Source organism: Bacillus sp. GC_Bacil_1, from assembly GCF_026540675.1.
GTDB classification, from domain to species: Bacteria; Bacillota; Bacilli; order Bacillales; family Bacillaceae_G; genus Bacillus_A; species Bacillus_A cereus.
The window spans coordinates 40,369-55,592 of sequence record NZ_JALNUG010000021.1 but is presented as its reverse complement, the minus strand read 5'-3'; the positions used below and the strand labels follow the sequence as shown (position 1 = coordinate 55,592).

The window sequence follows — 15,224 nt, the reverse complement described above, 5'->3', positions numbered from 1 at the left end:
ATAAGAGAAGTTTTATAGAGTAGAAGCTGTTAAGAAATAAGAGAACTTTAGCATATATAATGCTAAAGTTCTCTTGTTTTTATGATTAAAATACTTATAGGGAGTAAATATGTAAAAATGCATAATTGAAGAAAAAATTACATTTTATCATTATATATTGTTTTATATATGTTAATTGTATAAAATGACACAAGTATCCACATTACATAAAGGAGGCTTATTATGCAAAAAATATTTAACTGGGTTAAATGTATGAGTATCAATAAAAAATTAATCATTTCATTTTTTATTATTTTAACTATACCAGGAATTATTATCGGTGGTGTTTCATATCAAACTGCCAAAACAAATTTTGAACATCAAATGACAGATAAGGCAAAGGAGAATGTTTCGATTTTAAATACTGTTATTTCTCAAAATATAGAAGAGAAATTTGTTGATGCGACGTACTTTGCAGACATCTTAACAGAGGATACATATCCAAATGGACAAGAAGAAATAGTAAGAACGAAGTTAGCACAATATATAAAGCTTCATCCAGAAGTAGAAGGTATTTATATTGGAACAGAGACGGGAAAGTTTATAAGAGAACCATTTATTCAAATGGCTGATGGGTATAATCCAACAGATAGATCTTGGTATAAAGAAGCACATGAAAATAAAGGGAAAGTAATTGTTACTGCGCCATATCAGTCAGCATCTACAAAAAATATGGTAGTGACAATTGCGAAAGAAGTAAAAGATGGTAAAGGTGTTATAGGAATTAATTTAAACTTAGATAACATCTTAAAAATTTCCAAAATGATTAACATTGGTGAAAAAGGTTATGCAGTTATTTTAGATCAAAATAAGCAAATTGTTAGTCATCCATCTAGAAAACCAGGTACAAAAGTTACTGATCCTTGGATTAAACCAATTTATGAAGATAAACAAGGAAATGTGTCTTATACAGAACAAGATGATAAAAAGAATTTAATCTTTGCAACAAATGAGAAAACAGGCTGGAAAGTAGTTGGAGTTATGTTCGATGAAGAAATTACCCAAGCTGCAAATCCAGTGTTTTATAAGACTTTAATTGTTATTGCTATCGCTATTGTATTTGGTAGTGTATTAATTTATTTCATTACAAAGTCTATTACAAGGCCATTACGAAAAATAGCTGAATCGGCACATAAAATTAGTAAGGGAGATTTAACAGAGAAAATTACAATCCATTCCAAAGATGATATAGGGAAACTAGGGAATTCATTTAATGAAATGTCTACGTCTTTACAAGATGTTATTACCCAAATTAGATTTTCAGCAGAACATGTTGCAGCATCGGCAGAAGAGTTAACAGCGAGCGTACAGCAAGCGAATGATGCGACAGATCAAATTACAATTGCAATGGAGCAAGTATCAGGTGGGGCTGAATCACAAAGTCAAGGTGTTGAAGAAGGTGCGGCTACATTACAACAAGTAAATACAGCAATTCAAGATGTAACTGGAAGCGCAGAGTCAATTTCTATTTCCTCATTACATGCGCGAGAAAGAGCTGAAGAGGGAGAAGATTTAGTTGAACAAACCGCAAAACAAATGCAGTCTATTTCTAGGTCGGTATCCGAGTCAGATGCTATTATTAAACTTCTTGATGAGAAATCAAAGCAGGTAGGAGCTATTTCTGAAGCAATTCAAAATATCGCTACTCAAACGAACTTATTAGCTTTAAATGCGGCTATTGAAGCAGCAAGAGCAGGTGAACAGGGACGAGGATTTGCTATTGTAGCAGATGAGGTTAGAAAATTAGCAGAGCAATCAGGAGAGTCATCTGGAGAGATTGCAAATTTAATTGCAGAAATTAAGGCGGATATTGAACATACTGTTAAGGCAATGGATAATGTGAATGGAGAAGTTCAACAAGGCCTTGATGTTGTAACAAAAACGAAAGTAAGTTTTACGGAAATTTTAAGTTCTACTACACATATTGTTTCTCAAGTTAATCAAATGGTAGAAACAACGAAGAGAATTGCGGGAGATGCAAATGAAGTGACAAATGCTATTGATGAAATTGCAGCGGCTGCAGAAGAAAATACAGCTAGTATGCAAAGTGTTGCAGCTTCAACAGAAGAACAAGTTAATTCAATGGAAGAAATTAGTTCTGCTTCGCAAAACTTAGCTGGGATGGCAGAAGAATTACAAGCGATGACTAGTAAATTTAAAGTATAATAACAGCAGATAAGTAAGGTGAAAATAATATCACCTTACTTATTTTTCTATTCAGCAATTAGGGGAGTCATTAACGGGATGAAAAAAAGAAAAAGACTATGGAATTTATGGAAAACGATTACATTGTTAGTTTGTACAGTTGTGATTTTTTCTTTACTTGTGACAGATATATTAATTAGTCACAATGTAGAACGGACAACGGAGGATAACCAAGCAGAGAAAGCAAAAACAATTGCACACATTGTGGCGAATGATTCGATTGTAATCGATGGCTTGATTGGGAAAGCAGATACTTCTGCAATCCAAACGTATACAAATAGGATATTAAAAAACACAGGTGTTCAATTTATTGTAGTTATGGACATGAATGGAATAAGAAAATCACATCCAAATCCTCAAAAAATAGGTCATCATTTTATTGGGGGAGATGAAGGGCCTGCATTGAAAGGAAAGGAACATGTATCACTGGCAGAAGGAACTTTAGGTATTTCAATGCGAGTGTTTGTACCTGTATTTTCTGAAACGGGTGAACAGCTTGGAGCGGTGGCGGTCGGTATTTCAGCAGATAATGTAAAAGAGAGAGTTAAGGAAAGTAGATATATCATTTATATTGGAGTTGGAGTTGGAGTATTAGTCGGAATTATAGGAGCGATATTGCTAGCTAGACATATAAAGAAAAGCTTATTCGGTCTTGAACCTCACAGGATAGCAAAAATTCTTGAAGAAAGAAATACGATGCTACAATCTGTAAAGGAAGGTATTATTGCTGTAGATAAAGAGGCTAGAGTAACGCTAATTAATAATGAAGCGAAACGTCTATTTAAAAAAAGCGGACTTGAAGAAGATTTTATCGGTAAAGATGTTGAGTTGTATATGCCGAATTCACGTATAAAAGAAGTATTGCAAACGGGAGAAGTACAATTAAACGAAGAACAAAATATTTATGGAATTACGATTGTGACGAATCGAGTTCCTTTATATGTAAAAGGAGAAATAGTTGGCGCAATTGCAACATTTCGTGATAAAACAGAGATTCGAAAACTAGCAGAGGAACTAACTGGTATTAGACTATATGCAGAAGCATTACGGGCACAATCTCATGAGTTTATGAATAAGATGCATGTCGTATTAGGGCTTACACATATGAAACAGTATGAAGAATTACAGAAGTATATAAGCGGTATGGTATCAGAGCATCAATATGAAATTGGTGGAGTTATGAAAAGAATAAAAAATCCAGTATTTGCTGGTTTTTTACTAGGTAAGCTCAGCTATGCTAGAGAGAAGAATATCAAATTAATTATAAGTGAAGATTCTCATATGCCGGAAATAGATGATGAAAGTATTACTCATGAACTTATTACGATTGTGGGAAATTTAATTGATAATGCGTTAGAGGCAGTGACGAATTGTGAAAAGAAGCAAGTTGAAGTTGAGATACAACAAGGGGATATATTAACTATTACAGTGCAAGATACGGGAAAAGGTATACAAGAAAAAGAAATAGAGGAATTATTTACGAAAGGTTATTCCACAAAGGGAGATAACCGCGGTTATGGTTTGTATCTTGTAAAAGAAAGTATACAGCGAATAAATGGGGAAATTGATATACATTCATTAGTAGGAAAGGGAACAACGATAACAATTGAAATACCTAAAGGTAGGGATGAGAGGCAAATATGATTAAAGTTTTAATTGTAGAAGATGACCCGATGGTAGCAATGTTAAATACGCATTATTTAGAGCAAGTAGGAGGGTTTGAACTTGTTCAAGCAGTTAACTCAGTAAAGTCGGCGATAGAAGTATTAGAGAAATCACGAGTGGATTTAGTATTACTTGATATTTTTATGCCTGAAGAGACTGGGTTTGAGCTTTTAATGTATATTCGGAATCAAGAAAAAGAAATCGATATTATAATGATTTCAGCTGTACATGATATGGGGAGTATTAAAAAAGCATTACAATACGGAGTTGTAGATTATTTAATTAAACCATTTACATTCGAACGATTTAAAGAGGCATTAACTATATATCGAGAAAAACTTACTTTCATGAAAGAACAACAAAAAATTAGTCAATCGGAATTAGATTCGTTAATTTTACAAAAAGAAAAAAGGGAGCCTACTGTCACGAAAGAGCTTCCGAAAGGGTTAACGAAGCAAACGTTGCAATTAATTTGGCAAAAAATCGATTCTTTGAATGGAAGCGTGTTTACAACAGATGAAATGGCACAATTAGTTGGGATTTCAAGAGTTTCTATTCGAAAATATGTAATGTTTCTGACTGACATTGGGGTGTTAGAAAACGAAATGATGTACCAACATGTGGGAAGACCTGTAAGTAAATTAAGATGTGTTAATCAAAAGAAAATAGAGTTTTACGTATAAGCGACTTAGTATAAGTCGCTTATACTTTTTTTAATTACAAAATCAATTACAAAACTTACAAAAACTATTTTTACTATTGAAAGCGTTTTAATATTGTTATTAAGAAAACGAGGGGGTGCCATATGGGAATTCAAAAGAATGTGGAAGCGGTATCATTTTCTGAAGGAAATGAAGTACAAAGAGAATCTTTCGCTTCTAAAATTATGAATGTAAAAATCGGTGTTATACCTTTACCGTTATATGTAGTATTGGCTGCTATTATTTATGGGGCATCTGTATATAATAAATTGCCAGCAGATATGATTGGTGGATTTGCAGTTATTATGATCATGGGGATTTTCTTAGGCGATATTGGGATGAGAATTCCAATTTTAAAAAATATCGGCGGTCCAGCAATACTTTCGTTATTTATTCCATCATTACTTGTATTTTTTAACTGGATGAATCCAGCTTCAATGGAAGCCGCGACTATGTTAATGAAAAAATCGAACTTTTTATATTTATATATTTCTTGTTTAGTAGTCGGAAGTATTTTAGGAATGAACCGTAAAGTGTTAGTACAAGGTTTCGTTCGCATGTTTATTCCTTTAGTAGTAGGGACGTTAGCTTCTGTAGCAGTAGGATTATTGGTCGGTTCATTATTTGGATTTGAAATGAAGCAGACATTCTTCTTTATCATCGTACCAATTGTGAGTGGTGGTATCGGGGAAGGAATTTTACCACTGTCGCTAGCTTATAGTGATATTTTAAATGAATCATCAGCAACGTTTGTATCACAGCTTATTCCAGCAGCTATTATTGGAAATATGTTCGCAATTGTAAGTGCAGGGTATATGAAGCGTTTAGGTGAGAAGAAACCGGAGCTTAGTGGTAACGGTGTATTAGTGAAAACAGACAATCAAGCAGAATTATTAAAAGAACAAAATACAGAGAAACCAATTGACTTCTCATTAATGGGAGCAGGTTTATTAATTGCGTGTACGTTCTTCATCTTCGGAGGATTTGCTTCTAAGTTCATCGGTATTCCTGGGGCGATCATTATGATTTTCTCAGCAGCACTTGTGAAATACTTTAAATTAATGCCAGCAAAAATGGAGCAAGGAGCATTCCATTTATATAAATTTATTTCGAAGAATTTAACTTGGCCTTTAATGGTTGGATTAGGATTGCTATATATTCCATTAAAAGACGTAGCAGCAGTTCTTTCAGTAGGATATGTTGTTGTGTGCGCATCGGTTGTTCTTACAATGGTAGCATCAGGTTTTCTTGTAGGGAAAGTGATGAAAATGTATCCAGTCGAATCGGCGATTGTAACTGGATGTCATAGCGGTTTAGGTGGAACTGGAGATGTTGCTATTTTATCGGCTTCAAATCGTATGGAATTAATGCCGTTCGCGCAAATTTCTACTCGTTTAGGCGGAGCGGCAATGGTTGTAACAGCGACAATATTATTAAAGATGTTTTCATGATTAAACAAGCTAGCTATATTCATATAGCTAGCTTGTCAAATTAAGGGGAGATTATAAGTATGTTAGCAAATCAAATTAATGAAAGATCATTGTTATTGCATAAAGAATTAGTAGGGAAAATTGAAATTACAAGTAAAGTAGAAGTAAATTCAGCGGATGATTTAAGCCTGACGTATACACCAGGTGTAGCGGAGTCTTGTAAAGCAATTGCGGCAGATGAAGAAACGGTGTATGACTATACAGCACGTGGCAATATGGTGGCAGTTGTTTCAGATGGAACAGCGGTACTTGGTTTAGGAAACATTGGACCGAAAGCGGCTATGCCTGTTATGGAAGGAAAAAGTATTTTATTTAAGAAATTTGCGAATGTAGATGCTTTCCCATTATGTTTAGGCACAACGGATGTAGATGAAATCGTTACCCTTGTAAAAAATTTAGAGCCTACATTTGCAGGGATTAATTTAGAAGATATTGCAGCACCGCGTTGTTTTGAAATTGAAAAACGACTAAAAGAAGAAACGAATATTCCTGTATTCCATGATGATCAACATGGAACAGCTATTGTCGTTTTAGCAGCTGTTATTAATGCATTAAAAGTTGTTAGTAAACAAATGGATAATGTGAAAATCGTTATTAACGGTGCGGGTTCGGCAGGAATTGCAATTGGAAAATTATTATTAAAGGCTGGTGCAAATCACATTACGCTAGTTAGCCTAGAAGGTATTGTTTGTGAAGGTGAAACATGGATGAACGAAGCACAAATTGAAGTTTCCAAAAAGACAAATCGTGAACATGTGCGTGGAACGTTAAAAGAAGCGATTCACCAAGCTGATATTTTTATTGGCGTATCTGCTCCTAACGTATTAACGAAAGAACTTGTACAGACGATGAATGAGAAAGCAATTGTGTTTGCAATGGCGAATCCAATTCCAGAAATCTTCCCTGAGGATGCATTAGAGGCTGGGGCAGCTGTAGTAGGAACTGGGCGCTCGGATTATGCGAATCAAGTAAATAATGTATTGGCGTTTCCCGGAATATTCCGCGGTGCGTTAGATGTGCGCGCAACTGATATTACAGAAGAGATGAAATTAGCGGCAGCATATGGGATCGCTAACATCATTACTGACGAAGAACGTAATGCGAATTATGTAATCCCGAATCCATTAGATAAAAGAGTTGTTCCAAGTGTTGCAGAAGCAGTAGCGAAAGCAGCTATTGATTCGGGCGTGGCGCAAATTACGAAAATACCAAGTTATTAATAGCTAAAAGCAGTGCCTAAAAGGCACTGCTTTTTTGAGATAAGAAATCAAAATAATGAAGAAGTGTAGAATTATTTATGTTTCTTCACTATTTATTTAATTCCATTGCAACTTGTTTACCATTCACTAAAACCTCAGTTACTGCTACGATTACTTCTATCATTTTTTTCATCTCTCATCTCTCCTCGTTTCATTTCTTACTTTAAGTATAAGAGAAGAGAGATAATTCAACTATCGAAGTACATGACGTAGAAATTACATTATTGTAAGAAAGTGGTTTATTTTTGTCACTTTACTCAGCAGTGATTACAAACTGATCATAATATTTTTCATTCACATATATATTTAATAACCATAATCCAGATGAAGGTAGTGACATAGTGAGAGGGAGTTCGTTTGCAGTAGAATCGATTGTATTTGAAGTGGTCCAAGTTTGTTTGGAAGTTTCTTTTTGAAAGAGTACTGGTGTCGGAGTTACAGATCCTTGTTTTAGCGCAATAATAGACAATTTTCCAGTTGGTATTTCAGAATCTAGAAAGTACCACATTATTTCATTTTGTTCATTCGCGATAATAGGACTATCAGCCATTGCGATTTTTCCTTCGATGCCTTTTAAAGGTATTTTTCCGTCTATGAATGAGGGGGCTTCTTCCCAATTTACATCTTTTAAAACACTAAGATGAAAGAAGGAAGGTGCGTTCACTTGATTGGATGACGTTGTGACAGCTTCAGTTTTAGATGCTTTTGAATCAGGTTGTGCTGGTGTGCATCCAGTGATGAGGAAGGAGAGAAGTAGCATAGTTCCGATTTTTTTCATGGTGCCACACTCCTAGTTTTTATTGTTAGTGTAATTGTATTTGCTAGAAGGCGGGACAATTCCTTTAAAGTATAAAAAGAGGTCGTAAGTTTTGTACGACCTCTTTTGACATTTTTTATCCCGTAAAAGCCCGATTGGTGTAGGTTAATAATCAGTGGGAGATAGCCCCACTAATTAAAGTTTCACTTTATACTTGTTCAGTTGTATAGGTTGGTTCGGTTTCTTTTTGAGGCATCGTCAAAAAAATAACGGACAGAACGATACATACGCCGCCTAATAATTGATATGTTCCAAAAGATTCATTTAGCCAAGTAATTGAGACGATGGCAGCTACAAGGGGTTCAATGCTAGATAAAATGCTTGTTTCTGTTGCTGCTAAATATTTAAGACTACCGATATATAGAAGGAAAGAAAGGGTACCACTAATAATAATAAGAATAAGCATAGAAAAAGTTTTTAGTGTAAGGGTTTGTGAAAAGTGATTCCACCCGAATGAACGATTATAAATAAGTAGTGCAATTCCTCCGATTAACATCCCCCAACCAATTACTACAGTTGTCCCGCATTCTTTAATGAGAGAAGCCGGATGAAGGGTATAAAATGCAAATCCAATTGCTGTTAATAGTCCAAAAATAATAGCTTCTTTAGATAAAACAACATTTTCAATTGAGCCATTTGTAATAATAAAGTATGTTCCTATTAGCGCGGCTATAATTGCGAATAGTTGCATGGAAGCAGGGAATTTTCTTTGTTCAAATGCAACATACATGGTTATAAGAACAGGACCTAGAAATTGAAATAGTGTTGCTGTGACCGCGTTACTAATATGAACTGTTTCGATAAAGGCGTATTGCGCACCAAGCATGCCGAGAATAGAAAAAATAATAAGTTGTATAGAATATCTAGGGTGTTTCCAAATTTGAAATATGTTTTGTTTCTTTATAAGTAAGAAAGACAAAATAAATATTCCTGCAAGCAACAATCGAATTGTTAAAAAATCAATTGAGGATACATTAGTATGTTGAAATAGCCACTGAATCATTGGACCAGATAATCCCCATAATGTAGCCCCTGTAATAATCATAATGAGTCCGATACGTCTACCATTGTTCATTATCATGTTTCTCCTCTCCGGTATTTGATTTTTTATGTGTGACATGATAAAAGGAATTATATATAAAATCTGGTACTGTAAAAAGTATCAGATTTTAGTTTTATTAAGGGGTCAGATATTATGTTAGAATTAACGCCTAATTTAAATATGAATAGTAAAAAGGCATTGTATGTGCAATTGTATGAGTATATAAAAAAAGAGATTAAAGATGGATCGATTGTCCCTTTTACGAAATTACCGGCTAAGCGAAAGTTAGCGATACATTTACAAGTAAGTAAAAATACAGTAGAGGCAGCGTACGAACAATTACTTGCAGAAGGTTATATTGAGTCGATATCGAGAAAAGGTTATTTTGTATGCAAGATTGAGCAAATGGTTCATGTAGAGGATAGCGGAGATAGAATAGAAGAAGTACCGTTTCAGGAGAAGAGTTATAAATTTGATTTTACACAAACAGGAATTGATACAAATGCTTTTCCATTCAATATGTATCGGAAAATTGTAAATGAAGTATGGCAGCCGTATAATAACGAACTTCTCTTTCTAGGACACCCTCAAGGAGAAGCAAGCTTAAGAGAAGAGATTGCGAATTATTTGTATGAATCTAGAGGTGTGCGTTGTTCAGCTAGTCAAATTGTATTAGGAGCGGGAACACAAATATTAGTGAAACTATTGTTTCAATTGTTAAAGGGAAGCAATTATGCAGTTGAAAACCCAGGGTATCATAGGAAGATGGTTGTTTTTGAACAGGGAGAAGCAAGAGTCCAAATGTTATCTTTAGATAGAGATGGAATTTGTATTGCAGATTTAGAAAATAGCAATGCGAATGTTGTATTTGTTACACCTTCCCATCAGTTTCCATATGGAATGATTATGCCTATTACGAGAAGGGTGCAGCTTTTACAATGGGCAAAGAAAGAAGAGAGCAGGTATATTATTGAAGATGATTATGATAGTGAATTTCGCTATTCTGGAAAGCCTATACCGGCGCTGCAAGGGTTAGATACAGAGGGGAAAGTTATTTATATGGGGACGCTATCTAAAGCATTATTACCATCGCTACGGATGAGCTATATGGTGTTGCCGAAGAAATTAATTAAAAAGTATCAACAGCAATATTTATTTTATACACAAAGTGTTTCAAGAATGGACCAAGAAGTGATTAGAAGATTTTTAAATGAAGGCTATTGGGAAAAACATATTCATAAAATGCGTGTCGTCTACCGAAAGAAGAGAGATCGACTTGTTTTTGAAATAGAGAAGTATTTCTCTAATCGTGTTGAAGTGATAGGAGAAGATTCGGGATTACACATTTTATTAAAAGTGCATAATGGAATGCGGGAAGAAGAATTAATTCAAGAAGCTGCGAAACATAGTATCAAAATATATCCTGTGTCTACGTACTATAAAGACGATACTGCACCTGAAAATGTAGTTTTACTTGGGTTTGCGATATTATCAGAGGAAGAAATTGCGAAAGCGATTCAATTATTACACACGGCATGGTTTACAAGAAAGTAAAAAACATCCTCCAAACATGAGGATGTTTTTTATTATTTATTTTCATCTAAGAATAAGACCATATGCTCTTCGTCCCAATATTGTCCGTTATATTTTAATGAACGTTCTTGTACACCGAATGTTTTAAAACCTAATGATTCATAAAGTTTTTTCGCTCCATCGTTGCCAACAACAACATCAAGCATAACTTGTTCTACTTCTAAAGATTTAGCAAGCTCAAGACATTCTTTAATAAGTGCTTTTCCTGCTCCAAGTCCACGCGCTTTTGGAGATACATATACAGAACCGATTTTAGCTTTATGTTCTTGTTTTACATATGGTTTCGTTTCCAGTGTTGCAACCCCGATTAATTTTCCATCTTTAAATGCACCTAGCGTATAGTTTTCATCTTGTGCTAATTTTTGTGCTTTATATTCAATCGCACACTCTTTATTAATAATATCTTCATAAGAAGAGCTGAATGCTTCAGGGTTTTGCTTTAATCCTTCTACGCGAAGTTCTAAGTAAATTTCTGCTTCGTCTTTTGTTAATACATGGATATCCAATTATATCACCCTCCAAATCTTTGCAAATGTACCTTTATCCCGCTATTCGCGGGCAGTAAGACTCCAACTTTAAAATTCGGCAAATGCGCGGAAGTTAAGTGGGAGATAAATGCCCGTAAATGCCCGATTGGTTCAACTAATAATCCATGGAGTGAACCTTTCCATGGATTAAAGTTTCACTTTATTTTATATTGAAATAAGAATAATTTCAAAAGCTTAGCTTAGATGAGCTGTTTTTATGAACAAAATAACACCAGTAGTGTTTACTACTACTGGTGTTTTCACACGCATATTATTCAAAAGGTAGCTCGATTATAAAGTTTGTTCCCGCTCCTAATTGGCTTGTTACTAGAATGGAACCGTTATGCAATTCTACAATTTCCTTTGCAACAGCTAGCCCGATACCTTTTCCGCCTGTAGCTCGTGTTCTAGATTTATCGACACGATAAAAGCGGTCAAAAATATGCGGGATATCTTCTTCAGGAATACCTTCACCTTCATCTTGTACACTTATTGTAAAAGAATCTGTTTTCATGAGTACACGTATCGTAATAGATGTGTTTTCTGGCGAATGTTGATAAGCGTTGTGTAATAAATTTAACATAACTTGTTCCATACGTCTTTCGTCTATGCAAACTTCTAAATCATCTTTGCAATATACATGAAGCTGCATTTGCTTATTTGTTAATGTTGTTTTTGTTTTTTCTACCATTCGTTCTAAAAATGGCTGAAGAAGCACTTTTTGTTTTTTTATAACAAATTGGTGTTGTTCTAATTGTACAAGCATAAATAAATCTTGGACGAGATCGGTTACACTATCCGTTTCATCCTCAATGATTTGTAAGTATTCTTCTCGCTCCTCTTTTGTTAAAGAGTCTCTCTTTGCTACCTTCGCATAACCTTTCATATAGGTCAATGGAGTTAATAGTTCATGAGCGACACTAGCGAGAAATTCATTGCGCTCTTTTTTCATATACGTAAGTTCACTCGATAAATCTTCAATTGTTTTTGCTAAACTTCCGAGTTCATCATTTCGTTTAATACCTAATTGAATTGGCTTGTTTAATTTTGACATTTTTTCTGTCGCTCTTTTCATTTTTACAAGTGGTTCTGTAATAACGCGTGAAAAAACAAAGACAGAAATTGTTGTTAAAATAATTGTTAAAACGCTAATGATAAGAAATTGGTTCATGAGTTTAAGCAACATATTTTCTAGGAAAGATGTTTTTAATAACATATATAGCTTTCCTTGAAACTTTGTTGTGTTAAGTGGGCTTACTGTTGTGATGAACTTTGATTTTTTCCAGTTCCTTTCAACGACTAAGCCACCGTCTGGGACAGTTTCTGTTTTACAAGTAAGTTGTTTTTGCATATCTTTTGTTACGGGTTCTGAGGTGGAAATAATTTTGCCGTTATGGTCAGTAATAATGATAGCTATATCGGAGTTAGAAATTGATTCCGATTCAACTAAGTGTGCAGCCTCATTCGTAATATCGAACTCAGGGTACACAGGACGTTTAGGATTTTTATTATGTTCAGCGTGTTTCATTTCTTTATAATATTCATCCCGTCTCTCGCGGCTTTTAATTTTTTTACTATAGCGATTACCTTTCTCTAAAAGAGCATCTGTTTCCTCTACAATACGCATTTTTGAAAGGCTTTTATAAAAAGATACGAAAGCAATTGTTTCAATACATAAAGCTAATATTAAAAAGTATGTCCCAATTTTAAGGGAAAGTTTACTCATTTTTTCACCATACCTTATTCATAATAAAGAGTCAGTGGTATACGATTTCCCACTGACCGAAGTAATTATTCACTTTTCCATTTATATCCGACTTTATAGACCGTTTCTAGGTAATCTTCAATCGGAAATCCTTTTTTGCGTAGTTTATCACGGATATTACGAATGTGTGAGTCAATTGTTCTATATTCGATATCTGTTTCATAGCCCCAAATTTTTTCGATTAAATCATCTCGGCTATAAGCACGGTTTGTATTTTGCAAAAATAGCCCGAGTAACGAAAATTCGATAGGAGTTAGCGAGATTTTTTCATCATAAACTGTGACAGTATGTTTTGTTTTATCCCACTCAATACCATTGAAACTAACAAAGCCATCTTTTTTTGTACGGCGTAATATAGCCTCGATTCGTGCGACTAATACATGCTCATCAAATGGTTTTGTAATATAATCATCTGCGCCCATCGTGAGGCCTTTCACCATATCGTAGTTTTGGTTGCGAGCTGTTAACATAATGATAGGAACGTTGGAAATTTGACGAATTTGATAGCAAGTATCCCATCCATCCATATTTGGCATCATAACATCTAATAAAATAATATCGAATTCTTTTTGTTCGATTAATTTTAGTGCTTCAAGGCCAGAGGTAGCTTTCATACAAAAATAGCCGCGAGGGCTTAAGAACAGATCTAATAATCGTAACATACGTTCTTCATCGTCTACTAATAAAATTTTTACCATAATCTTGTGCACCCCAAACTGTTCATTCTACTTGTATAGTTTACATGAAAATAATAAAAAACTCTTTTTATGTGATTGAATGGAGGGCTGATTTTTTCGCTCAGAGTAATTGACATAAAAAATGCACTAGTTTTGCACAACTATTTTTTATAATAGAAAACGTAGCGACACAAAATACCCTATGTTGCGACATAACGTCATGTCATTTTATTTATAAAATGACAATTCCATTCTATTGTGTATGTGAGATAGAGAGGGTTTTCGTATTCACCTCGCATCGGATAAGAAAAATTTCCTATCTCACACTTTTTTTAAAAGGAGATCATACACATGAATTCAAAAGAAGAAATTTCAAAAAAAGAAAAGCAAGATCGTAATACGGTTGTCATGTGCGTTGCCGTATCTATGGTTATTATTATAAGTTGCGTAAATAAAATTTTGGGGATTTTATAATATAAAAAAAGCTGATTGCTTCTTAAGAAGCAATCAGCTTTTTTCGTTGTTAGGGGGAGTATTTCTATATAATAAACCAAGGTAAAATTGCTAATCCAGAAGTTATAATTGCTGTAGTAAATATTAAAAGCATAGCTCGTTTGTTTTGTTTCATGTCACATTCTCCTTTACATATCAAGTACATGCGATCAGTGTGAGATGTGGTTCCCCACTGAGTAAAGTGTCACTTTATATTTTTAGTATAATGAATGGTAAGGATTGGTACGATCGATAAAGGTGACATGAAGATTACATTGTTGTAATGAAAAAAGCATCTTTCTTAATAAAAAGATGCTTTTGGAAAACTATATTGAAGTATTAATCATTTAAGAACAGAACCATATGTTCCTCGTCCCAATATTGACCGTTATGTTTTAATGAACGCTCTTGTACGCCGTAAGTTTGGAAACCTAATGATTCATATAATTTTTTGGCACCGGCGTTACCAACTACAACATCGAGCATAAGTTGTTCTACATGTAATTTATCGGCATTTTCAATAATTGCTTTAATAAGAGCTCGTCCTGCTCCAAGGCCACGCGCTTTTGGGGAAACGAAAACGGAACCGATTTTTGCTTTATGTTCTTGTTTAATAAAAGGCTTTGTTTCTAAAGTAGCAATGCCGATTAAATCATCATCTTTGAAGACCCCTAGAGTATACTTATCCGGATTGCTTAATCGTTTTGCCATAGCAGCTACAGGATCCTCATGTTTCAAAACATCTTCATAGGAAGAGCTAAAAGCTTCCGGGTTCTTCGTTAAACCTTCCATACAAACTTTTAAATATATTTCTGCGTCCTCTGTCGTTAATAAGCGAATTTCCATAGTTGTAACCTCCTTGGTCGATTTCAAATAAAATAAATCCATTACTTTTATAAGATTGTGTATGTGTTTTGTTAGCAGTCTCTTTTAATTTGTAAAAGAATGAAAA

General features: G+C 34.3%; 13 protein-coding genes and 1 pseudogene. 8 read left to right on the top strand and 6 right to left on the bottom strand.

Going from position 1 to position 15,224, the window contains the following annotated elements:
* Positions 1-222: 222 nt before the first annotated feature.
* The 6 genes and pseudogenes from OXT04_RS30215 to OXT04_RS24780 all read left to right on the top strand — a co-directional run.
* Positions 223-1,266: pseudogene (locus OXT04_RS30215) on the top strand (HAMP domain-containing protein); the annotation flags it as partial.
* The gene (locus OXT04_RS30210) at positions 1,258-2,205 is read left to right on the top strand and encodes a methyl-accepting chemotaxis protein (protein WP_439329580.1); all 948 of its coding nucleotides are present in this window, start codon (positions 1,258-1,260) and stop codon (positions 2,203-2,205) included. The pseudogene OXT04_RS30215 and the gene OXT04_RS30210, both read left to right, overlap by 9 nt.
* A 78-nt stretch (positions 2,206-2,283) precedes the next feature.
* Positions 2,284-3,888, top strand: coding sequence for a sensor histidine kinase (locus tag OXT04_RS24795; protein ID WP_000746401.1), 1,605 nt, complete (start codon positions 2,284-2,286; stop codon positions 3,886-3,888).
* Positions 3,885-4,592, top strand: a complete 708-nt coding sequence (locus OXT04_RS24790; RefSeq protein WP_098854722.1) for a response regulator — start codon at positions 3,885-3,887, stop codon at positions 4,590-4,592. Before OXT04_RS24795 ends, OXT04_RS24790 begins: the two co-directional genes overlap by 4 nt.
* A 122-nt stretch (positions 4,593-4,714) precedes the next feature.
* Positions 4,715-6,061, top strand: coding sequence for a 2-hydroxycarboxylate transporter family protein (locus tag OXT04_RS24785; protein WP_000512725.1), 1,347 nt, complete (start codon positions 4,715-4,717; stop codon positions 6,059-6,061).
* 59 nt (positions 6,062-6,120) lie between these two features.
* On the top strand, positions 6,121-7,320 hold the full coding sequence (locus OXT04_RS24780; RefSeq protein ID WP_025118066.1) for an NAD(P)-dependent malic enzyme: 1,200 nt from the start codon (positions 6,121-6,123) through the stop codon (positions 7,318-7,320).
* Between the two features lie 292 nt (positions 7,321-7,612).
* On the opposite strand, the gene OXT04_RS24775 is transcribed toward OXT04_RS24780, so the two are convergent.
* Positions 7,613-8,137 carry a DUF4871 domain-containing protein gene (locus tag OXT04_RS24775; RefSeq protein ID WP_025118065.1) on the bottom strand — a complete coding sequence of 175 codons (525 nt, stop codon included), beginning with the start codon at positions 8,135-8,137 and terminating at the stop codon, positions 7,613-7,615.
* A 187-nt stretch (positions 8,138-8,324) separates the two neighbouring features.
* Positions 8,325-9,251 carry a DMT family transporter gene (locus tag OXT04_RS24770; RefSeq protein WP_001059057.1) on the bottom strand — a complete coding sequence of 309 codons (927 nt, stop codon included), beginning with the start codon at positions 9,249-9,251 and terminating at the stop codon, positions 8,325-8,327.
* Positions 9,252-9,371: 120 nt separating this feature from the next.
* Here OXT04_RS24770 and pdxR point away from each other — a divergent pair, with 120 nt between their 5' ends.
* Positions 9,372-10,772, top strand: a complete 1,401-nt coding sequence (pdxR, locus tag OXT04_RS24765) for a MocR-like pyridoxine biosynthesis transcription factor PdxR (protein WP_086387699.1) — start codon at positions 9,372-9,374, stop codon at positions 10,770-10,772.
* Positions 10,773-10,804: 32 nt separating this feature from the next.
* On the opposite strand, the gene OXT04_RS24760 is transcribed toward pdxR, so the two are convergent.
* The 3 genes from OXT04_RS24760 to OXT04_RS24750 all read right to left on the bottom strand — a co-directional run bounded on the left by OXT04_RS24760 (position 10,805) and on the right by OXT04_RS24750 (position 13,801).
* Positions 10,805-11,317, bottom strand: coding sequence for a GNAT family N-acetyltransferase (locus OXT04_RS24760; protein WP_000351212.1), 513 nt, complete (start codon positions 11,315-11,317; stop codon positions 10,805-10,807).
* A 292-nt stretch (positions 11,318-11,609) separates the two neighbouring features.
* Positions 11,610-13,064: a HAMP domain-containing sensor histidine kinase gene (locus tag OXT04_RS24755; RefSeq protein WP_063546416.1), complete on the bottom strand. Its 1,455-nt coding sequence runs from the start codon at positions 13,062-13,064 to the stop codon at positions 11,610-11,612.
* Positions 13,065-13,129: 65 nt separating this feature from the next.
* On the bottom strand, positions 13,130-13,801 hold the full coding sequence (locus tag OXT04_RS24750) for a response regulator transcription factor (RefSeq protein ID WP_000238956.1): 672 nt from the start codon (positions 13,799-13,801) through the stop codon (positions 13,130-13,132).
* Between the two features lie 330 nt (positions 13,802-14,131).
* Here OXT04_RS24750 and OXT04_RS24745 point away from each other — a divergent pair, with 330 nt between their 5' ends.
* Positions 14,132-14,254, top strand: coding sequence for a hypothetical protein (locus tag OXT04_RS24745; protein WP_001085006.1), 123 nt, complete (start codon positions 14,132-14,134; stop codon positions 14,252-14,254).
* 357 nt (positions 14,255-14,611) lie between these two features.
* Here OXT04_RS24745 and OXT04_RS24740 read toward each other — a convergent pair whose 3' ends face one another.
* Complete coding sequence (locus OXT04_RS24740; protein WP_000405868.1) at positions 14,612-15,118, bottom strand: GNAT family N-acetyltransferase; 507 nt, start codon at positions 15,116-15,118, stop codon at positions 14,612-14,614.
* Positions 15,119-15,224: the final 106 nt, after the last annotated feature.

What these genes read in the sequence shown, in the direction of transcription:
- OXT04_RS24795 (WP_000746401.1), top strand. Translation starts at nt 2,284, where the DNA reads ATGAAAAAAAGAAAAAGACTATGGAATTTATGGAAAACGATTACATTG.
- pdxR (WP_086387699.1), top strand. Translation starts at nt 9,372, where the DNA reads ATGTTAGAATTAACGCCTAATTTAAATATGAATAGTAAAAAGGCATTG.
- OXT04_RS24750 (WP_000238956.1), bottom strand. Translation starts at nt 13,801, where the DNA reads ATGGTAAAAATTTTATTAGTAGACGATGAAGAACGTATGTTACGATTA.
- OXT04_RS30210 (WP_439329580.1), top strand. Translation starts at nt 1,258, where the DNA reads ATGTCTACGTCTTTACAAGATGTTATTACCCAAATTAGATTTTCAGCA.
- OXT04_RS24780 (WP_025118066.1), top strand. Translation starts at nt 6,121, where the DNA reads ATGTTAGCAAATCAAATTAATGAAAGATCATTGTTATTGCATAAAGAA.
- OXT04_RS24745 (WP_001085006.1), top strand. Translation starts at nt 14,132, where the DNA reads ATGAATTCAAAAGAAGAAATTTCAAAAAAAGAAAAGCAAGATCGTAAT.
- OXT04_RS24790 (WP_098854722.1), top strand. Translation starts at nt 3,885, where the DNA reads ATGATTAAAGTTTTAATTGTAGAAGATGACCCGATGGTAGCAATGTTA.
- OXT04_RS24785 (WP_000512725.1), top strand. Translation starts at nt 4,715, where the DNA reads ATGGGAATTCAAAAGAATGTGGAAGCGGTATCATTTTCTGAAGGAAAT.
- OXT04_RS24775 (WP_025118065.1), bottom strand. Translation starts at nt 8,137, where the DNA reads ATGAAAAAAATCGGAACTATGCTACTTCTCTCCTTCCTCATCACTGGA.
- OXT04_RS24740 (WP_000405868.1), bottom strand. Translation starts at nt 15,118, where the DNA reads ATGGAAATTCGCTTATTAACGACAGAGGACGCAGAAATATATTTAAAA.
- OXT04_RS24770 (WP_001059057.1), bottom strand. Translation starts at nt 9,251, where the DNA reads ATGAACAATGGTAGACGTATCGGACTCATTATGATTATTACAGGGGCT.
- OXT04_RS24755 (WP_063546416.1), bottom strand. Translation starts at nt 13,064, where the DNA reads ATGAGTAAACTTTCCCTTAAAATTGGGACATACTTTTTAATATTAGCT.